This is a genomic window from Streptomyces sp. NPDC088124 (genome assembly GCF_040685895.1).
GTDB lineage: Bacteria > Actinomycetota > Actinomycetes > Streptomycetales > Streptomycetaceae > Streptomyces.
This window is the reverse complement of the sequence record NZ_JBFBJB010000086.1, coordinates 1-21285: the sequence shown is the minus strand read 5'-3', so window position 1 is coordinate 21285 and position 21285 is coordinate 1. Positions and strand designations below refer to the sequence as shown.

Below are 21285 nucleotides of genomic sequence, written 5' to 3'. Positions count from 1 at the left end.
AAGGTTCGGGAAAGGTCGCCTACGCGAGGGCCAAGTTGTAGTACCCGCCGGCCAGCGCCGCGCCGATCAGCGGGGCGACGACCGGTATCCAGGCGTAGCTCCAGTCCGAGCCGCCCTTGTTGGGCAGGGGCAGGAGCGCGTGCACGATACGGGGGCCCAGGTCACGGGCCGGGTTGATGGCGTACCCGGTCGGGCCGCCCAGCGAGAGGCCGATGCCCACCACGACGAACGAGGTGATCAGCACGCCGATGGTGCCGAGCCCGTCGCCGGAGTTGTTGAGGCCCTGCGTGAGGATCGCGATGACCAGCACGAACGTGGCGATGATCTCCGTCAGCATGTTCTGCACGACATTGCGGACCTCGGGGCCCGTGGAGAAGACACCGAGCACGGGTCCGGCCTGGGGAGCCGCCTTCTGGTCGACGAGCCCCTCGGCGGCAGGCTGCGCGGCCAGGATCTCCGGGTCGGTGAGATGGGCCTTGAACTGGCCCAGGTACGCCGCCCAGACGAGGAACGCGCCGATCATCGCGCCCAGCATCTGGGAGCCGATGTAGAGCGGCACGTCACCCCACGCGACGCCGCCCTCGATCGCGAGGCCGATGGTGACCGCCGGGTTGAGCAGGGCCCCGGAGATCGGTGCGGAGAGATACGCGCCGACCATGACGGCGAAGCCCCAGCCGAAGCTGATGGCGACCCATCCCGCGTTGTGCGCCTTGGAGCGCTTGAGAACGACCGCGGCGACCACGCCGCCACCGAGCAGGATCAACAGGGCGGTACCTGTGACCTCGCCTATGAAGATGTCGAAGTTGGACACCCGAACTCCTTCGTCCAGGGGGAGGCAAACCTCCGGCTCACACCAGTGGTCCGCGCCTTCAGATGAGGGCGTTACCCGCCGGTCGCGTTGTCACACACTAACTCGTATTACCGGTAGGTGTTCGACAATGTCGACCGTTGAACGGCAGTTTTGTCCGTGGGGCGACGTGTCGTCAAGGGTGTTGTGGTCGAAACCTCGCTCTTCGTGCTGCTCACTGCCGATGATCGGGCATTCCGCTCAGAACCGCCCGGCGCCGATGTCCCGGGACACCGCGCGGGCGCACTCCCGTACGGCCGCCACCAGCTCGGACCGGACCTCTCCCGAGGGGCAGATCCGTTCCACCGCGCCGGTGATCGCGATCGCCCCGACCGGCATCTTCCGCCGGTCGTGGATGGGCGCCGCCACCGCGGCCACGCCCTCCCAGGTCTCCTCGACGTCGGCGGCCCAGCCGCGCGCCCTGGTCAGATCGAGCACCGTCTCGAACTCCGCCAAACCGGTGATCGTCCGGGGCGTGAAAGCCGTCCGCTCGCTCTCGACGGCCTCGCTGTGGGCCACCGGGTCGTACGCCGAGAGCACCTTGCCCAGCGCCGTGGAGTGCAGCGGCTGCATGGCCCCCACCTCCAGGACCTGCCGGCTGTCGTCCGGGCGGAAGACGTGGTGGACGATGAGCACGCCCTGCTGGTGCACCACCCCGAGATGGACGCTCTCGCCGCTGGAGCGGGCCAGGTCGTCCGTCCAGACCAGGGCGCGGGAGCGCAGCTCGTGCACGTCCAGATAGCTGTTCCCGAGCCGCAGCAGCTCGGCGCCGAGCTGGTAGCGGCCCGACGCGGCGTCCTGCTCGACGAACCCCTCCGCCTGCAGTGTGCGCAGGATCCCGTGCGCCGTCCCCTTGGCCAGACCCACCGAGGCGGCGATGTCGGAAAGACCGAGCCGCCGCTCGCCGCCCGCGAGCAGCCTGAGCATCGCCGCCGCCCGTTCCAGCGACTGGATGTTCTTCGCCATCGACCCCCAGACCTCCGCTTCCTTCATGTCGTTCGACAATGCTGAACACTATCGGTCGATGCCGACCTTCTCTCTCTGTTGAGAGGTTCTGTCAAGACCCGGCGCGCCGAATGTCGCAAAGGAACAGGATGCCGTCCGCCCGCTGGGACGACGCACCGTGACGGCGCCCGCCCGGCTACGCTGGCCCCGTGTGCCTGCCATCAGGACACGCAGAAGCCGACAGCCGTCGCAGCCCCGGGAGTACTTACATGGCCTCGTCGCCGACCCCCATCACCGACAGCCGGACCCGTACCGCAGCCCTGAGAGAGGCGCTCGCCACCCGCGTGGTGGTGGCCGACGGCGCGATGGGCACGATGCTTCAGGCGCAGGATCCGACGATGGAGGACTTCCAGGATCTGGAAGGCTGCAACGAGATCCTCAACGTGACACGCCCGGACATCGTCCGCTCCGTCCACGAGGAGTACTTCGCGGTCGGGGTCGACTGCGTCGAGACGAACACCTTCGGTACGAACTTCGCCGCGCTGGCGGAGTACGACATCCCCGAGCGGGTCCACGAGCTGGCCGAGGCGGGCGCGCGGATCGCCCGCGAGGTGGCCGACGAGTTCACCGCCTCCACCGGACAGCAGCGCTGGGTCCTCGGCTCCATGGGCCCCGGCACCAAGCTCCCCACGCTCGGCCACGCCCCGTACCTCACGCTCCGCGACGCCTACCAGCAGAACGCCGAGGGCCTGATCGCCGGCGGCGCCGACGCCCTGCTCGTCGAGACCACGCAGGACCTGCTGCAGACCAAGGCCGCCGTCCTCGGCGCCCGCCGCGCCCTGAAGGCCACCGGCGCCGACCTGCCGGTCATCTGCTCCGTGACGGTGGAGACGACCGGCACGATGCTGCTCGGCTCCGAGATCGGCGCGGCCCTGACCGCGCTGGAACCGCTCGGCATCGACATGATCGGCCTGAACTGCGCCACCGGCCCCGCCGAGATGAGCGAGCACCTGCGCTACCTCGCCCGGCACTCCCGGATCCCGCTCTCCTGCATGCCCAACGCCGGCCTCCCGGTCCTCGGCAAGGACGGCGCGCACTACCCGCTGACCCCGTCCGAGCTGGCCGACGCGCAGGAGACCTTCGTCCGCGAGTACGGGATGTCCCTGGTCGGCGGCTGCTGCGGTACGACTCCGGAGCACCTGCGCCAGGTCGTCGAGCGGGTACGGGGCGCCGCCCTCACCGAGCGCACCCCGCGCCCCGAGCCGGGCGCCGCCTCGCTCTACCAGACCGTTCCGTTCCGCCAGGACACCTCGTACCTCGCCATCGGCGAGCGGACCAACGCCAACGGGTCGAAGAAGTTCCGCGAGGCCATGCTGGAGGGCCGCTGGGACGACTGCGTGGAGATGGCCCGCGACCAGATCCGCGAGGGCGCCCACCTGCTGGACCTCTGCGTGGACTACGTCGGCCGGGACGGCGTCGCCGACATGGCCGAGCTGGCCGGCCGGTTCGCCACGGCCTCCACCCTGCCGATCGTGCTCGACTCCACCGAACTGCCCGTGCTCCGGGCCGGCCTGGAGAAGCTCGGCGGGCGCGCCGTCATCAACTCGGTCAACTACGAGGACGGCGACGGCCCCGAGTCGCGCTTCGCCCTGGTCACCGAGCTGGCGGTCGAGCACGGCGCCGCGCTGATCGCGCTCACCATCGACGAGGAGGGCCAGGCACGTACCGTCGAGCACAAGGTCGCCGTCGCCGAGCGCCTGATCACCGACCTCACCACCAACTGGGGCGTGCATGAGTCGGACATCCTCATCGACTGCCTCACCTTCACCATCTGCACCGGGCAGGAGGAGTCGCGGCGCGACGGCATCGCCACCATCGAGGCCATCCGCGAGCTGAAGAGCCGTCACCCCGACGTCCAGACCACCCTGGGCCTGTCGAACATCTCCTTCGGTCTCAACCCGGCCGCCCGTATCGTGCTCAACTCCGTCTTCCTGGACGAGTGCGTCAAGGCGGGACTGGACTCCGCGATCGTCCACGCCTCGAAGATCCTGCCCATCGCCCGGCTGGACGAGGAGCAGGTCAAGGTCGCCCACGACCTGATCCACGACCGGCGCTCCGAGGGGTACGACCCGCTCCAGCGGCTCATGGAGCTGTTCGAGGGCGTCAACACCAAGTCCATGAAGGACGGCCGCGCCGAGGAACTCCTCGCGCTGCCGCTGGAGGAGCGCCTCCAGCGCCGCATCATCGACGGCGAGAAGAACGGCCTGGAGGCCGACCTCGACGCGGCGCTGGAGACCCGGCCCGCGCTCGACATCGTCAACGACACGCTGCTGGAAGGCATGAAGGTCGTCGGCGAGCTGTTCGGCTCCGGCCAGATGCAGCTGCCGTTCGTCCTCCAGTCCGCCGAGGTCATGAAGACCGCGGTGGCCTATCTGGAACCCCACATGGAGAAGTCCGACGCCGAGGGTAAGGGCACCATCGTGCTCGCCACCGTCCGCGGCGACGTCCACGACATCGGCAAGAACCTCGTCGACATCATCCTCTCCAACAACGGCTACAACGTGGTCAACCTGGGCATCAAGCAGCCCGTCGCCGCGATCCTGGACGCCGCCGAGGAGCACCGGGCAGACGTCATCGGCATGTCCGGGCTGCTCGTGAAGTCGACCGTGATCATGAAGGAGAACCTGGAGGAGCTGAACCAGCGCCGCATGGCCGCCGACTACCCGGTCATCCTCGGCGGCGCGGCGCTCACCCGGGCCTACGTCGAGCAGGACCTGCACGAGATCTACGAGGGCGAGGTCCGCTACGCCCGCGACGCGTTCGAGGGCCTGCGCCTGATGGACGCGCTGATCGCGGTCAAGCGCGGGGTCCCGGGCGCCACCCTCCCGGAACTGAAGCAGCGCCGCGTCAAGGCCACCGCGAACGCCGTGGCGGAGGAGCGCCCCGCGGAGGGCGCGGCCCGCTCCGACGTCTCCGTCGACAACCCCGTGCCCACCCCGCCGTTCTGGGGCACCCGCGTCGTCAAGGGCATCCAGCTCAAGGAGTACGCCTCCTGGCTGGACGAGGGCGCGCTCTTCAAGGGCCAGTGGGGGCTGAAGGAGTCCCGCAAGGGCGGCCCCAGCTACGAGGAACTGGTCGAGAGCGAGGGCCGGCCCCATCTGCGCGGCTGGCTGGACCAGTTGCAGACCCGGAACATGCTGGAGGCGGCCGTCGTGTACGGCTACTTCCCCTGCGTCTCCAAGGGCGACGACCTCATCCTGCTCGGTGAGGACGGCGCCGAGCGCACCCGCTTCACCTTCCCGCGCCAGCGCCGCGGCCGGCGCCTCTGCCTGGCGGACTTCTTCCGCCCGGAGGAGTCCGGCGAGACGGATGTCGTCGGCCTCCAGGTCGTCACCGTCGGTTCGAAGATCGGCGAGGCGACCGCGGAGCTGTTCGAGGCCAACTCCTACCGCGACTACCTCGAACTGCACGGGCTCTCCGTCCAGCTCGCGGAGGCGCTCGCCGAGTACTGGCACGCCCGGGTCCGCTCCGAGCTGGGCTTCGCCGGTGAGGACCCCTCCGATGTCCAGGACATGTTCGCCCTGAAGTACCGGGGCGCGCGCTTCTCGCTCGGTTACGGCGCCTGCCCCGACCTGGAGGACCGCGCGAAGATCGCGGAGCTGCTGGAGCCCGAGCGGATCGGCGTACAGCTCTCGGAGGAGTTCCAGCTCCACCCCGAGCAGTCCACCGACGCCATGGTCATCCACCACCCCGAGGCGAAGTACTTCAACGCACGCTGAGACCGGGGGCCGGCCCGCGCCCGTACGCGCCGGCGCCCGGTGCGCCGCGCCCCGCCCCACCCGGAGGAAACCGGGCGGCGCGGGGCGCGGACGGGTCGTACACTTATCGGTCCAGCGCAGGCCGGTCGCCTGTCCCGGCGGGGATCCCCCGTGGGGCGGATGACCGGCCTTCTCGTCCCTCACGGAGGTGTGCCGGATGACCAGTACGGTCCCCGCGTCCTTGACCCGAACGGCCGAAGGGTCCGCCCTTCAGGCCGTCCTGCTCGACATGGACGGCACTCTGGTCGACACCGAGGGGTTCTGGTGGGACGCGGAGGTCGAGGTCTTCAAGGACCTCGGCCATGTCCTCGACGAGGCCTGGCGCGACGTGGTGGTCGGCGGGCCCATGAGCCGCAGCGCGGGCTTCCTCATCGAGGCCACCGGCGCCGACATCGCCCTCGCCGAGCTGACCGTCCGGCTCAACGACGCCTTCGAGGACCTCATCGGACGGGGCGTCCCCCTGATGCCCGGGGCGCGCCGGCTGCTCACCGAACTGGCCGCGCACGAGGTGCCCACCGCGCTGGTCTCCGCCTCGCACCGGCGCATCATCGACCGCGTCCTGACCTCCCTGGGGCCGGAGTTCTTCGCGCTGACCGTCGCGGGCGACGAGGTGCCGCGTACGAAGCCGCACCCGGACCCGTATCTGCTCGCCGCGCGCGGTCTGGGCGCCGATCCGGCGCGGTGCGCGGTCATCGAGGACACCGCCACCGGAGTGGCCGCCGCCGAGGCCGCCGGGTGCCGGGTCGTCGCCGTACCCTCGGTGGCACCGATCGCCCCGGCGCACGGACGGACGGTGGTGGGCTCCCTCGAAGAGGTGGACCTGGTATTCCTGCGCGGTCTGATGACGCACGGAGACCGCACTGTTCACTGAGCGTCGCGATGAAATGCGCGATGGGAACTCTCGGCATTGGCCTGGATATTTTCCGTCACTTCAGTTGGCGCATTCATGATCCCCGCAAAAGGGCGACGGAGTGACCTTTATCACCTGCCTGCTCATCGACAGGGGCCGCAGGTGCTGATCCATGGCTGACACCGGTGGGGCTGCCTGTGCCCATGTGTCCCGCTTTGGGGAGGCGCGGAGGAAAGGCCGCCCCGCCCGGATATCGACGCGCCGCTATTTCCGATCACTGTCCGATTGCGATGCCGATCGGGCCGGTTCCGGCATTACCGGCGCGTCAGACTAATCTCGTCGCGAGCACTTCGCCGTATCAACGAGCGTGTCCGCGACGGCCACCAAGTCGCCATGTACACAGGACCGATCGCCCTGTATCCCGGCCCGATCGCACTGCCCCGACCGGGTGGAGGCGGAGTCTCGTCAACACCGCTGTATCTCAGTGCCGGATGAGGGAGTACGTCCAGGATGAACCGCAAGACTTTGGCGCTGTCGGCCGCGTTCGGCCTGCTTGTGCCCGTGCTCGCCGGTTGCGGCGGCTCGGACGGTGGCTCCGGCGGCGGTGAAGCCATTGTCGTGGGCACGACGGACCAGTACATCGCCACGAAGGACGGCCCCGCGCCCCTGGATCCGGCGTTCGCGTACGACACCGGTACCTGGAACGTGCTGCGGCAGGTCGTCCAGACTCTGGTGTCCGTCCCGCGCGGCGGCGGCAAGCCGGTGCCCGACGCGGCGTCCGAGTGCGGCTTCACGGACCGCGCGAACGAGAGCTACCGCTGCACGCTGCGCGAGGGGCTGAAGTTCCCCGGGGGCGCCCCCATCACCGCCGACGACGTGAAGTTCTCCATCCAGCGCGCTCTGGACATCCAGGACGAGAGCGGTGTGGCCACCCTGGTGGGCAACATCGACACGATGGAGTCCGACGGCGCCCGCCAGATCGTCTTCCACCTCAAGTCGCCGGACGCGACCTTCCCGTACAAGCTCACCACCCCGGTGGCCGGCATCCTCAGCGCCAAGGACTACCAGGCGAAGAAGGTGCGGACCGGCTTCGACGTCAGCGGATCGGGCCCGTACACCCTGAAGACCGAGGTCAAGGACAACGCGGTCGTCAAGGCCATCTTCACCAGGAACCCGGACTACAAGGGCAGCGTCAAGATCCAGAACGACAAGGTCGAGCTGCGGCCCTTCAAGACCCCCGACGACATGGGCAAGGCGCTCGACGACGGGGACATCGACATGATGACCCGCGCCATGTCGCCCGAGCAGGTCGAGTCGCTGATCGAGAAGCCCCGGGACGACATCCAGCTCACCGAGATGCCCGGGCTGGAGATCCGCTACCTCGCGTTCGACACCGAGGCGCCGCTCGTCAAGAACAAGGCGGTACGCCAGGCGATGGCGTACACCGTCAACCGCGGTCAGATCATCACCGAGGCATACGGCGCCATGGCCGAGCCGCTGTACTCGCTCGTCCCGTCGACCGTGGCCACCCACACGAACCCGTTCTTCAACAAGTACGGCGACGGGGACCTCACCAAGGCGGCGCAGCTCCTGGAGGACGCGGGCATCACCACGCCGGTGAAGCTGACGCTGGACTACACCACCGACCACTACGGCTCGGCCACGCAGAAGGAGTTCGAGACCCTCCGGGACCAGCTCAACGCCAGCAAGCTCTTCGACGTCGACATCAAGGGCACCGAGTGGTCCGAGTTCCGGCCGAACGGGCAGAAGGGCGAGTACACCGTCTACGGGATGGGCTGGTTCCCCGACTTCCCGGACCCGGACACCTACGTCGGTCCCTTCTTCGACAAGCCCAACTTCCTGAACAGTCCGTACGACAACCTGAAGATCCGCACCGAACTCATCCCGGAGTCGCGGAAGCAGGCCGACCGCAGCGCGGCCACCAAGACGTTCGGTGAGATCCAGAACCTCGTCGCCGAGGACGTCCCCGTGCTGCCGCTCTGGCAGGGCAAGCAGTACGTGGCGTCCAAGAGCGAGATCTCCGGTGTGGAGTGGGCGGTCAACTCGTCCGCCGAACTGCACCTGTGGGAGCTCGGCCACGGAAACTGATCCACCGCACGCCGACGTACGAGAGGAGGGCCCCCGGGACACCCCGGGGGCCCTCCTCCGTCGTATCACCCGTCAGGAGGCGCGCGACGGGCGCCCCCACGGCCGCTGCCGGGCTACTGGGCGCCGGGGCGCACCAGTCCGCTCTCGTACGCGTACACCGCCGCCTGCACCCGGTCGCGCAGGCTCAGCTTCGTCAGCACGTGCCCCACATGGGTCTTGACGGTCGTCTCGCTGACGAACAGGTCCGCCGCGATCTCCGCGTTGGACAGCCCGCGCGCCACCAGCTTCAGCACCTCCACCTCACGGTCGGTGAGGGTGTGCAGGGTGTCGGGGACCGGCTCCTCACCCGAAGGGAGGTGGTCCGCGTACTTGTCGAGCAGCCGGCGCGTGATGCTCGGCGCGAGCATCGCCTCGCCCGCCGCCACCACCCGGATGGCCTGCACCAGTTCATTGGCGGGCGCGTCCTTCAGCAGGAAGCCGCTGGCCCCCGCGCGCAGCGCCTCCACCACGTACTCGTCGAGGTCGAAGGTGGTCAGCACCAGCACCTTCGCCGGGCCGTCCCGGCCCGGGCCGGTGATCTGACGGGTGGCCTCCACCCCGTCCATCCGCGGCATCCGGATGTCCATCAGGACCACATCGGGCTGGAGCGCGCGCACCTGGTCGATGGCCTGGAGGCCGTCCCCGGCCTCGCCGACGACCGCGATGTCCTGCTCGGCCTCCAGGATCATCCGGAAGCCGGTGCGCAGCAGTGGCTGGTCGTCGACCAGTAGGACGCGGACTGTCACGGGTGAACTCCTTCAATAGACAGCCCCATTCTGCCCTGAGCCCCCCGCCCCGGGTCAGCCGGGCGCGGGAGCCTCGACCGGGACCGACGGCGGCGGCACGGTCAGCGGATAGACCGGTGGCGTGCCGCCGAACTCCGGACATACCGCCTGGTGGTCGCACCAGCCACAGAGCTTCGAGGGCCGGGGCCGCCAGTCGCCGGTCTCCGTGGCCAGCTCGATCGCCTGCCAGAGCGCCAGCAGCTTGCGCTCCACCCGCTCCAGATCCGCCTCCACCGGGTCGTACGTCACGACGTCGCCGCTGCCCAGGTAGACCAGCTGGAGACGGCGCGGCAGCACCCCCTTCAGCCGCCGCACCACCAGGGCGTAGAACGTCATCTGGAACCGCGCGCCCTCCGCGTACTCCGGACGCGGCGCCTTGCCCGTCTTGTAGTCGACGATCCGCACCTCGCCCGTGGGCGCGACATCCACCCGGTCGATCACCCCGCGCAGCCGCAGCCCGGACTCCAGCTCCGTCTCGACGAAGAACTCACGCTCCGCCGGCTCCAGACGCGTCGGGTCCTCCAGCGAGAACCACCGCTCCACCAGCCGCTCCGCCTGCTCCAGCCACGCCGCCAGCCGCTCGCCCGCAGCGTCCTCGGCCTCGTCCGCGAACAGCTCGCCCAGCTCGGGCCGGGCGGTCAGCAGCCGGTCCCACTCACCGGGCACCAGCGCCTTGGCCCGCGGCGCCGTGCGCTCCCCGGCCGGGGCGTCGAAGAGCCGCTCCAGCACCGCGTGCACCAGGGTGCCGCGCGTCGCGGCCTCGCTCGGCTTCTCCGGCAGCTTGTCGATCACCCGGAATCTGTACAGCAGCGGGCACTGCATGAAGTCGCTCGCACGCGACGGCGACAGCGAAGTGGGCGGCTTGCTCGTCCTCATGACGCAGACCCTACGGCCCGCCACCGACAGCAAGCCGAATACCATCGACTACAGAGCCACTCGCACCACATGGGGCGAGCGACGCCGCCGACGAAGGGAACCCGTGAAAGAGGACGACGAGAGCGGCGAAGGCAGGCTGCCGCAGCCCGGCAAGGGGGACACGGGCCCCGGTGGCAAGCCGCCGCACCGTGAAGACCCCGGCGGTGGCATTCTCATGGGCCGCCCCTTCGGCGTGCCTGTTTACGTCGCCCCGAGCTGGTTCCTGGTGGCCGCGCTCATCACCTGGATCTTCGGCGGCCAGCTCGAACGCGTCCTGCCGGAGCTGGGGAACCTGAGGTATCTGGTCTCCCTGTTCTTCGCGGTCGCCTTCTACGCCTCCGTACTCGTCCACGAGCTGGCCCACACCGTCGCGGCGCTCCGCTTCAAGCTGCCCGTGCGCCGGATCCAGCTCCAGTTCTTCGGCGGGGTCTCCGAGATCGAGAAGGAGTCCGAGACACCGGGCCGCGAGTTCGTCCTGGCGTTCGTCGGACCGCTCCTCTCCCTGGTCCTCGCGGGCGTCTTCTACCTCGGCCTGTTCGCCGTCGAGCCCCGCACGGTCCCCGGAGTCCTGCTCGCGGGACTGATGATCTCCAACCTGATCGTCGCCGTCTTCAACCTGCTGCCAGGCCTCCCGCTGGACGGCGGCCGGATGCTGCGCGCGGTCGTCTGGAAGATCACCGGCAAGCCCATGAGCGGCACCGTCGCCGCCGCCTGGGTCGGCCGCGCGCTCGCGGTCGCCGTCCTCATCGGCCTCCCGCTCCTCACCCGTACGGGTGCACTCGGCACCTCCGCCGCGAACGTCGGCGGCATGGAGACCGTCACGGACGCGCTGCTCGCCGCGATCCTCGCCGCGATCATCTGGACCGGCGCCGGCAACAGCCTGCGGATGGCCAGGCTCCGCGAACACCTCCCCGAGCTCCAGGCCCGCGCCCTCACCCGCCGCGCGGTCCCCGTCGAGTCCGCCACCCCCCTCTCCGAGGCGCTCCGCCGCGCCAACGAGGCGGGCGCCCGCGCCCTGGTGGTCGTGGACGGCCAGGGCGCCCCGACGGCCCTCGTACGCGAGTCCGCGATCGTCGGCGTCCCGCAGCACCGCCGCCCCTGGGTCGCGGTGAGCGGCCTCGCCCAGGACCTCACGGAGGGCATGAAGGTCCCGGCGGACCTCGCGGGGGAGGCGCTCCTGGAACGGCTCAGGGCGAGCCCGGCGACGGAGTACCTGGTGCTGGAGGAGACGGGTGAGATCTACGGCGTCCTGTCGACGGCCGACGTGGAACGGGCCTTCGTCAGCGCCATGGCCCGACCGCAGTAGGCAGTGGTTCCCGGGGCTCGGTTCGCCTCCGGGGCGCCCCCGCCGGGCCGGCGAGTGAGCCAAAGGGCGCGCCGCCGTCGAAAGGGAGAGCGCGCGCAGGTTTGTGAGGAACGAGCAAACCGAGCACGGTCGACCGTCGACGGCGGCTTTCGGCGCCCGGAGGCGAACCGAGCCCTCAAAAAGAGGGGCTAAGCTTCGAACATGTCCGAACCGACCGGTGCCGCCCGACGACGCGGCCCCTTCAAGGTCGGGGACCAGGTCCAGCTCACCGACCCCAAGGGACGCCACTACACGTTCACGCTCGAAGCCGGGAAGAATTTCCACACCCACAAAGGGTCCTTCCCGCACGACGAGCTGATCGGTGCTCCCGAGGGCAGTGTTGTCCGTACCACGGGGAACGTCGCCTATCTCGCGCTGCGCCCCCTGCTCCCCGACTATGTCCTGTCCATGCCCCGCGGTGCCGCCGTGGTCTATCCGAAGGACGCCGGCCAGATCCTGGCCTTCGCCGACATCTTCCCCGGCGCCCGCGTCGTCGAGGCGGGTGTGGGTTCCGGCTCGCTCAGCAGTTTTCTGCTGCGGGTCATCGGCGATCAGGGCATGCTGCACTCGTACGAGCGCCGCGAGGACTTCGCGGACATCGCGCGGCAGAACGTGGAGCGCTACTTCGGGGAGCCGCACCCCGCCTGGACGCTGACGGTCGGTGACCTTCAGGACAATCTGTCGGACACGGACGTCGACCGCGTCATTCTGGACATGCTGGCCCCGTGGGAGTGCGTGGAGGCGGTCTCCAAGGCGCTCGTTCCCGGCGGCATCCTGTGCGCCTATGTCGCGACGACGACGCAACTGGCCCGTACGGTCGAGACGATCAGGGAGTTCGGCACGTTCAACGAGCCGGCCGCCTGGGAGTCGATGATCCGCAACTGGCACGTGGAGGGACTGGCCGTGCGGCCGGACCACCGCATGATCGGGCACACCGGCTTCCTGGTGACCGCGCGCCGCCTCGCCGACGGTGTCGAGCCGCCGCTGCGCCGCCGCCGTCCCGCCAAGGGGGCGTACGGCGAGGACTACAGCGGTCCGGGCAGCGCGAGCGGCGGAGCCGCCCGCTGACCGCCACGGGCCGTCAACCGCATACCGCCGCCGCCCGGTTCCCGCTCCGTACGGGGGAACTGGGCGGCGGCGTCTTCACATTGGGCTCGGAGTCCACGCGACCTCTTACGCACCCCGCTGTTCCGCCACCGTGTGACGTGTGGCACGATGCTGACTCCCTCCCACACCGTTGGTTACTCACCGGCACCGGCCTCACAGGAGACACCCCGCGTGCAGATCTCCGACGCTCCGGACCTCGCGCACACCCGGCCCCGCCCCATCCACTGGCTCGCGACGGCGACCGCCATGGCCGCTGTCGTGGCGCTGGCGGGGCTGCTCCAGCCGGGCCCCGCCACCGCGTCCCAGACCGGCCAGGACGGCCTGAGAAAGGCCGCTGCGCCCGCCGGGGCGGCCCCGCTGCCCGCCCCCGATCCCGCGGACGCCGACTTCCCGCTGGAGTGCGGGCCCGCGGGCACGGTGGTCACCCAGAAGGCCACCGGGGACCTCGACGGGGACGGCACCCCGGAGACCGTCGCGGTGGTCCGCTGCGACGCCGGCTCGGGGACCCCGCCGAGCGGGGTGTACGTGCTGACGCGTACGGAGGCGGACGCGCCCCGCGTCGTGGCCACTCTGGTGGACCCCGCGGACAAGCGGACCGTCGGGCCCGAGCTCACCGTGCGCGACGGTGTGATCCTGGCCACGCTCTTCGGCTACTCGGGGCCCTCCGTGCCGAGCTGCTGCCCGGACCAGGAGGACCGGGTCTCCTGGCAGTGGAAGAACGGCGCCTTCGTCCGGACCGAGCTGCCCGAAGCGCCCCGTAGCTGACCGCTCGCTCCGGGCGCCCGGAGCCGCGGCGGACCGGGCCGCGGCCGACGGAGCCGGTCAGGCCGCGTCCGGGCCGTACACCTCGACCTGGTCCGCCACCCTGCGTACATGGATGCAGTCACCGGGACACTCCCTGGCCGAATCCACCACGTCGGTCAGCAGCGGCAGCGGTACACGGGTGGTCGCGCCGGGTGACTGGAGCAGTTCGTCGTCGGCGCTCTTCACATAGGCCAGGCCGTCGATGTCCAGCTCGAAGACGTCCGGCGCGTACTGGGCGCAGATTCCGTCGCCGGTGCACAGGTCCTGATCGATCCAGACCTCCAGCGGCTCACCGGTCCCGGTGACGCCTTCGGTGGGAGCCTCCTGCTGCACGCTCATCTCTCCTGCCGTTTATCCGCGCCGGACGGCGCGTGACGCGGTAAGTCGCGCCAGCCCTGACGGGTGTTGAACACTTCGACGATACAACCGGCGGCTTTCCGATGTTCCTGGGTGGGTATTCCCCTGGCGTGAGGGAGAGCGCAAGGGTGAAGATCGGTCACACCCCGACCGTCTTTGTGATCTAGGGGTTTCAATCATCACCCACCCAGGTAGGGTCAGGAAGCGTCCAGCTCCCCTTGGAGGAGGTGAGGACCGTGGCAGCCCACGACGACGACATCAACCGCGGCATCCGGCCCGGGCGGGGGTCCGAAGACCCAGCCGGCCAGGTTGCCTATCTCGAGCAGGAAATCGCCGTCCTGCGACGTAAGCTCGCCGACTCTCCGCGGCACACGAGAATTCTCGAAGAGCGGATCGTCGAGTTGCAGACGAACCTGGCGGGTGTATCCGCGCAGAACGAGCGGCTCGCCAATACGCTGCGTGAGGCCCGCGACCAGATCGTGGCCCTCAAGGAAGAGGTCGACCGGCTCGCCCAGCCGCCGGCCGGCTTCGGTGTCTTCCTGCAGTCCAATGAGGACGGCACGGCCGATATTTTCACCGGGGGCCGCAAGCTCCGGGTGAATGTCAGTCCCGGCGTCGAGCTCGACGAGCTCCGGCGCGGCCAGGAAGTCATGCTCAACGAGGCGCTCAACGTGGTCGAGGCCATGGAATTCGAGCGTGCCGGGGACATCGTCACCCTCAAGGAGATCCTTGAGGACGGCGAGCGCGCCCTGGTCATCGGGCACACCGACGAGGAACGGGTGGTGCGGCTCGCGGAGCCACTCCTGGACATCACCATCCGCCCCGGCGACGCCCTGCTGCTCGAACCGCGCTCCGGCTATGTCTATGAAGTGGTTCCCAAGAGCGAGGTCGAGGAGCTGGTCCTCGAAGAGGTCCCGGACGTCGATTACGACAAGATCGGCGGCCTGGGCGGCCAGATCGAGATGATCAGGGACGCCGTCGAGCTTCCTTACCTCCACCCGGACCTCTTCAAGGAACACGAGCTGAGGCCGCCGAAGGGCATCCTGCTCTACGGTCCGCCCGGCTGCGGCAAGACGCTGATCGCCAAGGCGGTGGCCAACTCCCTCGCCAAGAAGGTCGCCGAGGTGACCGGGCGTCCGGCGGGGAAGAGCTATTTCCTCAACATCAAGGGTCCCGAGCTGCTCAACAAGTACGTCGGTGAGACCGAGCGCCACATCCGCCTGGTCTTCCAGCGTGCCCGGGAGAAGGCGAGCGAGGGCACTCCCGTCATCGTCTTCTTCGACGAGATGGAATCCCTCTTCCGCACCCGCGGCTCCGGTGTCAGCTCGGACGTGGAGAACACCATCGTCCCGCAGCTCCTCGCCGAGATCGACGGGGTGGAGGGCCTGGAGAACGTCATCGTCATCGGCGCCTCCAACCGCGAGGACATGATCGACCCCGCGATCCTGCGGCCCGGCCGGCTCGATGTGAAGATCAAGATCGAGCGTCCGGACGCGGAGGCGGCGAAGGACATCTTCGCGAAGTACCTGACGCCCACGCTGCCACTGCACGGGGACGACATCTCCGAGCACAACGGCTCCAAGGAGGCCGCGGCCCACGGGATGATCCAGTCCGTCGTGGAGCAGATGTACGCGGAGTCCGAGGAGAACCGGTTCCTGGAGGTCACGTACGCCAACGGTGACAAGGAAGTCCTCTATTTCAAGGACTTCAACTCCGGCGCGATGATCCAGAACATCGTGGACCGGGCCAAGAAGATGGCGATCAAGGCCTTCCTCGACCACAACCAGAAGGGCCTCCGGGTCTCCCATCTCCTCCAGGCGTGCGTGGACGAGTTCAAGGAGAACGAGGACCTGCCGAACACCACCAACCCGGACGACTGGGCCCGTATCTCCGGCAAGAAGGGCGAGCGGATCGTCTTCATCCGCACCCTGGTGACCGGAAAGCAGGGCGCGGACACCGGACGCTCGATCGACACGGTGGCGAACACCGGTCAGTACCTGTAGAGCGCGGACCGGCTGCGGATGCCTCGGAGGGCATCCGCAGCCGGCTGCTTTCCCCGCACCTCCCACCACACCCGCACACCGGGCCAACCACCACACCAGGCCAATGACGAAAATGATCTCCCCGTCGGCGCGGAGGGGCTCTAGGCTCGTTCATACCGCCACGTCGCGCAGTGCGGGACCGGGCACCGCACACGCACCGGAGAGACAGCGGTACTTGAGCGCCGCTCCCGGAGGGGAGCGCCGCCGGGCAAGGAGGGCCGCATGACCGTACGGCGAGTAATGGGCATCGAGACGGAGTACGGCATCTCCGTCCCGGGCCACCCGAACGCCAATGCCATGCTCACCTCGTCCCAGATCGTCAACGCCTACGCGGCGGCGATGCACCGGGCGCGGCGCGCCCGCTGGGACTTCGAGGAGGAGAATCCGCTCCGGGACGCCCGTGGCTTCGACCTCGCCCGCGAGACGGCGGACGCCAGCCAGCTCACCGACGAGGACATCGGTCTGGCCAATGTGATCCTCACGAACGGTGCCCGGCTCTACGTGGACCACGCCCATCCGGAGTACAGCTCTCCCGAGATCACCAATCCGAGGGACGCCGTCCTGTGGGACAAGGCAGGCGAGCGGATCATGGCGGAGGCCGCCGAACGCGCGGCGCTGCTGCCCGGCGCCCAGCCCATCCACCTGTACAAGAACAACACCGACAACAAGGGCGCGTCCTACGGCACGCACGAGAACTACCTGATGAAGCGGGAGACCCCCTTCTCGGACATCGTGCGCCATCTGACGCCGTTCTTCGTCTCCCGGCAGGTCGTCACGGGCGCCGGCCGGGTCGGGATCGGCCAGGACGGCCACGAGCACGGTTTCCAGATCAGCCAGCGCGCGGACTACTTCGAGGTCGAGGTGGGGCTGGAGACGACCCTCAAGCGCCCCATCATCAACACCCGCGACGAGCCGCACTCGGACGCGGAGAAGTACCGCCGGCTGCATGTGATCATCGGCGACGCGAACCTCTCGGAGATCTCCACCTATCTGAAGCTCGGCACCACCGCGCTGGTCCTCTCCATGATCGAGGACGGCTTCATCAACGTCGACCTGGCCGTGGACCAGCCGGTCCGTACGCTGCACCAGGTCTCGCACGACCCGACGCTCGGCCGGCTGGTCACGCTCCGCAGCGGCCGGACACTCACCGCCGTCCAGCTCCAGATGGAGTACTACGAGCTGGCGAGAAAGTACGTCGAGGAGCGGTACGGGGCCGACGCCGACGAGCAGACCAAGGACGTCCTGGGCCGGTGGGAGGACACGCTCAACCGGCTGGAGAACGATCCGATGAGCCTCTCCGGCGAGCTGGACTGGATCACCAAGCGTGAGGTCCTGGAGGGCTACCGCCGCAGGGACGGCCTGGACTGGGACGCGGCGCGGCTGCACCTCGTGGACCTCCAGTACGCCGACGTACGTCCCGAGAAGGGCCTGTACAACCGTCTGGCGGCCCGCGGGAAGATGCGGCGCCTGCTGGACGACCAGGACGTCGAGCGGGCCAGGACCCAGCCTCCTGAGGACACCAGGGCGTATTTCCGGGGCCGCTGCCTGGAGCAGTACGCGGACGACGTGGCCGCCGCCTCGTGGGATTCGGTCATCTTCGACCTGCCGGGCCGTGACTCGCTCCAGCGGGTTCCCACGCTGGAGCCGCTGCGGGGCACGCGCAACCACGTGAAGGAGCTGCTGGACCGCTGCCGCACCGCGGAGGAGCTGGTCCGGGTGCTGTCCGGAGGCTGAAACAGTTCCGGCGTGGGAATGATCAGGGTGGCCCCCGGACGTTGTGGAAAGTGCGGGGCCGATGTCCGGCCCTCCTTGTAGGGTCGGATCTTGAAGGTCACATCCAGCGGGGCGAACCGAGCGGGGTGAGGGTTATGGCGACCAAGGACACCGGCGGCGGACAGCAGAAGGCGACGCGTTCCACGGAGGAGACCGAGGAGCAGGCGCAGGAAGCGCAGGCATCCGAGGACCTCAAGGAGCGCCAGGAGAAGTTGTCGGACGACGTGGACTCCGTCCTCGACGAGATCGACGACGTGCTGGAGGAGAACGCCGAGGACTTCGTGCGGTCCTTCGTGCAAAAGGGCGGCCAGTAGGCGCCGTTGTCCGTCCCCGGTGCCACCGGCGAAAGCCGGTCGCACCGGGGCGGATGACCGGCGACGGCGCGGGTAAGGTCCGTGCACAGATCTAAGATCGGCCCGGCCCGAGCGGGCCGCCGCCCATCCGGAAGGAAACGTGTGGAAGCCAACCCTCGTAACACCGGGCGTCTGCCGGCAGCCTTCCTGACGCCCGGCTCGTCCTCGTTCATGGATTTCCTCTCCCACCAGTCGCCGGAGATGCTGCCCGGCAAGCGCGTCCTGCCGCCCCTGCAGGGCACGGTCGAGGCACCGCACGGCACGACGATCGTCGCGGTGAGCTTCCCCGGCGGTGTGGTCCTCGCCGGTGACCGGCGGGCCACCATGGGCAACATGATCGCGCAGCGTGACATCGAGAAGGTCTTCCCGGCCGACGAGTACTCGGCCGTGGGCATCGCGGGCACCGCCGGGCTCGCCGTGGAGATGGTCAAGCTCTTCCAGCTCGAACTGGAGCACTTCGAGAAGGTCGAGGGGGCGCAGCTCTCGCTGGAGGGCAAGGCCAACCGGCTCTCCACGATGATCCGCAGCAATCTGGCGATGGCGATGCAGGGCCTGGCCGTCGTCCCGCTCTTCGCGGGGTGGGACGTGGACCGCGGGAAGGGCCGTATCTTCTCGTACGACGTGACGGGCGGGCGTTCCGAGGAGCCGGGTTACGCGTCCACGGGCTCCGGCTCCGTGTTCGCGCGCGGGGCGATGAAGAAGCTCTACCACGAGGACCTGACGGAGCAGCAGGCGTGCACCCTGGTCGTCCAGGCGCTGTACGACGCGGCGGACGACGACTCGGCCACGGGCGGTCCCGACGTGGCCCGCCGGATCTATCCGATCGTCACCGTCATCACCGAGGAGGGCTTCCGGAGGCTGGACGACGACGAGTCCGCCGACATCGCCCGGTCGATCCTGGAGCGCCGGCTCGAACAGCCCGACGGCCCGCGTGCCGCGCTGCTCTGACGCCGCCCTCCCGAACCACAACGCCTCTGACAGAAAGGGACGGATAGCCGGTGTCGACGCCGTTCTATGTCTCACCCCAGCAGGCCATGGCCGACCGGGCGGAGTACGCCCGCAAGGGCATCGCCCGCGGTCGCAGCCTGGTAGTGCTCCAGTACGCCGACGGCATTGTCTTCGTCGGTGAGAACCCGTCCCGCGCGCTCCACAAGTTCAGCGAGATCTACGACCGGATCGGTTTCGCCGCCGCCGGCAAGTACAACGAGTACGAGAACCTGCGCATCGGCGGCGTCCGCTACGCGGACCTGCGCGGGTACACCTACGACCGTGACGATGTGACGGCCCGCGGTCTCGCCAACGTCTACGCCCAGACGCTCGGCACCATCTTCTCCAGCTCCGCCGAGAAGCCCTACGAGGTCGAACTGGTCGTCGCCGAGGTGGGCGCCACGGCGGACGGGGACCAGATCTACCGGCTGCCGCACGACGGCTCGATCGTGGACGAGCACGGCTCGGTCGCGGTCGGCGGCAGCTCCGAGCAGATCAGCACCTTCCTCGACCAGCGGCACCGCGACGGCATGTCCCTCGCGGAGGCGCTGAAGCTCGCCGTGCAGGCGCTGTCCCGGGACACCAACGGCGGCGAGCGCGAGATCCCCGCCGAACGGCTGGAAGTGGCCGTCCTGGACCGTACGAGACCGCAGCAGCGGAAGTTCAAGCGGATCGTCGGCCGGCAGCTCGCCCGCCTGCTGGAGGCGGACGGAGCGGCCTCCACCCCGACGGACGCGCCGTCCGACACCGAGGAGCCCGACGGGGCCACCCCGCTCCCGGCGGACGACGCCACGGACGCCTCCGACAAGGCGGACGCCCCGGACAAGCCGGACGCCTCCGACAAGCCGAAGGGCAACGGCAAGAAGTAGCCGCACCGCCCGTGCCCCGGACCGCCCGCGCGCTCCGGGGCACGGGTGCGCCGGCGTCGTCCGCGGCGGTCCCGGCCTCCGCCCGAGGCGGTCTCAGCCCCCGGCCGTTGGCGCCGGGGCCGTGGAGTCCCGGACGACCAGGGTGACCGGCAGCTCGCCGGTCTCCGGCCGCCGTCCCTCCAGGACGCTCAGCAGCGCCGCCATGCCGCGCCGCCCCACCTGCTCCGCGGGCAGCCGTACGGTGGTCAGCTCCGGCTCCACCGCCCGCGCCAGGGCCAGATCGTCGAAACCGGCGACGGAGATGTCCTCGGGGACGCGCAGCCCCAGCCGCCGTACCGCCTTGCAGGCCCCCGCGGCCAGCACGTCGCCGTCGCAGACCAGGGCCGTGGGACGGGCCCCCGGCGCCGCGAGGGCGCGCTCCGCGGCCGTCCGCCCCGCGTCGACCTCCAGGGGCGCGCGAACCGTCCGTACGGTCGCGCCGGGGACCTTCCGCACCGCCGCAGCGATGGCCTCGGCCCGTACCCGGAAGGTCCAGGAGTCGACCGCGGAGGCGAGGTGGAGCAGCCGCCGGTGGCCGAGGCCGAGGAGGTGCTCCGTCACCCCGCGCATGCCCCCGGCGATGTCGACGTTCACCCGGGCGGCGGCTCCCGGCGCCGCCGGATCGCTGTCCAGCATCACCAGTGGCAGATCCGCGCCGTCCGTGCCGCTGATCGCGTCCAGCGCGGCGGTCGCCATCGACGAGGCGATCACCCCGTCCAGCGCGGCCCGCGCCGAGGCGAACGGGTCCCTGGCCGGCCCCATCCCCTCCGGCGAGGGGTACAGGACCACCCCGAAGCCGTGCTCGGCGGCGACCTCGGCCGCGCCGGTGTAGACCCGGGCGAAGAACTCGTTGGTCAGCGCGGGCACCACCAGGAGCGCCGTCCTGGTCGTCCCCAGACGCAGATTGCGGGCGGCGAGGTTGGGGCGGTAGCCGAGTGTGCGGGCCGCGTCCCTGACGAGCCCGGCCGTCCGCTCCGAGACCCTGCCCCGCCACTTGTCGCCGAGGACCAGCGAGACGGTGGCCTGGGAGACGCCCGCGGCCCGGGCCACGTCCCTGCTCGTGGGCCTGACCGAGTGCTCTGTCATGACAGCCGTTCTCCGACGCGGGCGGGAATCGCGGTGGACCCGCGTACTGCGCACATGCTACTTATGTGCCAGCCGGTTATACGTAACACGCAAAACTCCGAGGGAGAGGCGGGCCATGGTCGCAGGAGTCACCGGGTACGCAGACATCATCAGGGCACCGCACGCCGCGCGGCTGCTCACCGGCACGCTCGTGGGGCGGCTGCCGAACGCCACGG

At 69.7% G+C, this 21285-nt stretch carries 17 protein-coding genes; 11 read left to right on the top strand and 6 right to left on the bottom strand.

All coding sequences use genetic code 11. The features are described from left to right. Positions 1–19 precede the first annotated feature (19 nt). Both AB0P17_RS40280 and AB0P17_RS40275 read right to left on the bottom strand, forming a co-directional pair. Positions 20–811: an MIP/aquaporin family protein gene (locus AB0P17_RS40280; protein WP_365819542.1), complete on the bottom strand. Its 792-nt coding sequence runs from the start codon at positions 809–811 to the stop codon at positions 20–22. Between the two features lie 237 nt (positions 812–1048). Continuing rightward, entirely contained in the window at positions 1049–1813 is a 765-nt protein-coding gene (locus AB0P17_RS40275; RefSeq protein ID WP_365819563.1) for an IclR family transcriptional regulator, read from the bottom strand. Between the two features lie 248 nt (positions 1814–2061). Between AB0P17_RS40275 and metH the strand changes: the two genes are divergently transcribed. The 3 genes from metH (at position 2062) to AB0P17_RS40260 (ending at position 8569) form a co-directional block, all read left to right on the top strand. Next, positions 2062–5571, top strand: coding sequence for a methionine synthase (gene metH / locus AB0P17_RS40270; RefSeq protein WP_365819540.1), 3510 nt, complete (start codon positions 2062–2064; stop codon positions 5569–5571). A 196-nt stretch (positions 5572–5767) separates the two neighbouring features. Beyond that, on the top strand, positions 5768–6481 hold the full coding sequence (locus tag AB0P17_RS40265; protein ID WP_365819539.1) for an HAD family phosphatase: 714 nt from the start codon (positions 5768–5770) through the stop codon (positions 6479–6481). Between the two features lie 489 nt (positions 6482–6970). Next, a complete protein-coding gene (locus AB0P17_RS40260; protein ID WP_365819537.1) occupies positions 6971–8569 on the top strand; it encodes an ABC transporter substrate-binding protein in 1599 nt (532 codons plus the stop codon). A gap of 113 nt (positions 8570–8682) precedes the next feature. Here the strand turns inward: AB0P17_RS40260 and AB0P17_RS40255 are convergent, their stop codons facing one another. Both AB0P17_RS40255 and AB0P17_RS40250 read right to left on the bottom strand, forming a co-directional pair. Next, positions 8683–9354 carry a response regulator transcription factor gene (locus AB0P17_RS40255; RefSeq protein ID WP_365819535.1) on the bottom strand — a complete coding sequence of 224 codons (672 nt, stop codon included), beginning with the start codon at positions 9352–9354 and terminating at the stop codon, positions 8683–8685. 54 nt (positions 9355–9408) lie between these two features. After that, on the bottom strand, positions 9409–10269 hold the full coding sequence (locus tag AB0P17_RS40250; protein ID WP_365819533.1) for a PD-(D/E)XK nuclease family protein: 861 nt from the start codon (positions 10267–10269) through the stop codon (positions 9409–9411). Between the two features lie 103 nt (positions 10270–10372). Here AB0P17_RS40250 and AB0P17_RS40245 point away from each other — a divergent pair, with 103 nt between their 5' ends. The 3 genes from AB0P17_RS40245 (at position 10373) to AB0P17_RS40235 (ending at position 13525) form a co-directional block, all read left to right on the top strand. Beyond that, entirely contained in the window at positions 10373–11614 is a 1242-nt protein-coding gene (locus AB0P17_RS40245) for a site-2 protease family protein (RefSeq protein ID WP_365819531.1), read from the top strand. 201 nt (positions 11615–11815) lie between these two features. After that, on the top strand, positions 11816–12721 hold the full coding sequence (locus AB0P17_RS40240) for a tRNA (adenine-N1)-methyltransferase (RefSeq protein ID WP_365819529.1): 906 nt from the start codon (positions 11816–11818) through the stop codon (positions 12719–12721). A 210-nt stretch (positions 12722–12931) separates the two neighbouring features. Then, positions 12932–13525, top strand: coding sequence for a hypothetical protein (locus AB0P17_RS40235; protein WP_365819527.1), 594 nt, complete (start codon positions 12932–12934; stop codon positions 13523–13525). 57 nt (positions 13526–13582) lie between these two features. On the opposite strand, the gene AB0P17_RS40230 is transcribed toward AB0P17_RS40235, so the two are convergent. Next, complete coding sequence (locus tag AB0P17_RS40230) at positions 13583–13903, bottom strand: ferredoxin (protein WP_365819525.1); 321 nt, start codon at positions 13901–13903, stop codon at positions 13583–13585. 254 nt (positions 13904–14157) lie between these two features. On the opposite strand from AB0P17_RS40230, the gene arc reads away from it, so the two are divergent. From arc to prcA, 5 genes are all read left to right on the top strand, one after another. After that, complete coding sequence (gene arc, locus AB0P17_RS40225) at positions 14158–15924, top strand: proteasome ATPase (protein WP_365819523.1); 1767 nt, start codon at positions 14158–14160, stop codon at positions 15922–15924. Positions 15925–16185: 261 nt separating this feature from the next. Next, positions 16186–17697: a depupylase/deamidase Dop gene (gene dop / locus AB0P17_RS40220; protein ID WP_365819521.1), complete on the top strand. Its 1512-nt coding sequence runs from the start codon at positions 16186–16188 to the stop codon at positions 17695–17697. A 134-nt stretch (positions 17698–17831) separates the two neighbouring features. Next, entirely contained in the window at positions 17832–18050 is a 219-nt protein-coding gene (locus AB0P17_RS40215; RefSeq protein ID WP_030754525.1) for a ubiquitin-like protein Pup, read from the top strand. 141 nt (positions 18051–18191) lie between these two features. Then, entirely contained in the window at positions 18192–19037 is an 846-nt protein-coding gene (prcB, locus tag AB0P17_RS40210; protein ID WP_365819519.1) for a proteasome subunit beta, read from the top strand. 50 nt (positions 19038–19087) lie between these two features. After that, a complete protein-coding gene (prcA, locus tag AB0P17_RS40205) occupies positions 19088–19945 on the top strand; it encodes a proteasome subunit alpha (RefSeq protein WP_365819517.1) in 858 nt (285 codons plus the stop codon). 93 nt (positions 19946–20038) lie between these two features. Here prcA and AB0P17_RS40200 read toward each other — a convergent pair whose 3' ends face one another. Continuing rightward, positions 20039–21070 carry a LacI family DNA-binding transcriptional regulator gene (locus AB0P17_RS40200; protein ID WP_365819515.1) on the bottom strand — a complete coding sequence of 344 codons (1032 nt, stop codon included), beginning with the start codon at positions 21068–21070 and terminating at the stop codon, positions 20039–20041. Between the last annotated feature and the right edge of the window lie 215 nt (positions 21071–21285).

Coding starts and splice junctions, on each gene's coding strand:
- AB0P17_RS40250 (WP_365819533.1), bottom strand. CDS start 10,269: ATGAGGACGAGCAAGCCGCCCACTTCGCTGTCGCCGTCGCGTGCGAGC.
- AB0P17_RS40240 (WP_365819529.1), top strand. CDS start 11,816: ATGTCCGAACCGACCGGTGCCGCCCGACGACGCGGCCCCTTCAAGGTC.
- AB0P17_RS40265 (WP_365819539.1), top strand. CDS start 5,768: ATGACCAGTACGGTCCCCGCGTCCTTGACCCGAACGGCCGAAGGGTCC.
- AB0P17_RS40275 (WP_365819563.1), bottom strand. CDS start 1,813: ATGGCGAAGAACATCCAGTCGCTGGAACGGGCGGCGGCGATGCTCAGG.
- metH (WP_365819540.1), top strand. CDS start 2,062: ATGGCCTCGTCGCCGACCCCCATCACCGACAGCCGGACCCGTACCGCA.
- AB0P17_RS40200 (WP_365819515.1), bottom strand. CDS start 21,070: ATGACAGAGCACTCGGTCAGGCCCACGAGCAGGGACGTGGCCCGGGCC.
- AB0P17_RS40230 (WP_365819525.1), bottom strand. CDS start 13,903: ATGAGCGTGCAGCAGGAGGCTCCCACCGAAGGCGTCACCGGGACCGGT.
- dop (WP_365819521.1), top strand. CDS start 16,186: ATGACCGTACGGCGAGTAATGGGCATCGAGACGGAGTACGGCATCTCC.
- AB0P17_RS40215 (WP_030754525.1), top strand. CDS start 17,832: ATGGCGACCAAGGACACCGGCGGCGGACAGCAGAAGGCGACGCGTTCC.
- AB0P17_RS40260 (WP_365819537.1), top strand. CDS start 6,971: ATGAACCGCAAGACTTTGGCGCTGTCGGCCGCGTTCGGCCTGCTTGTG.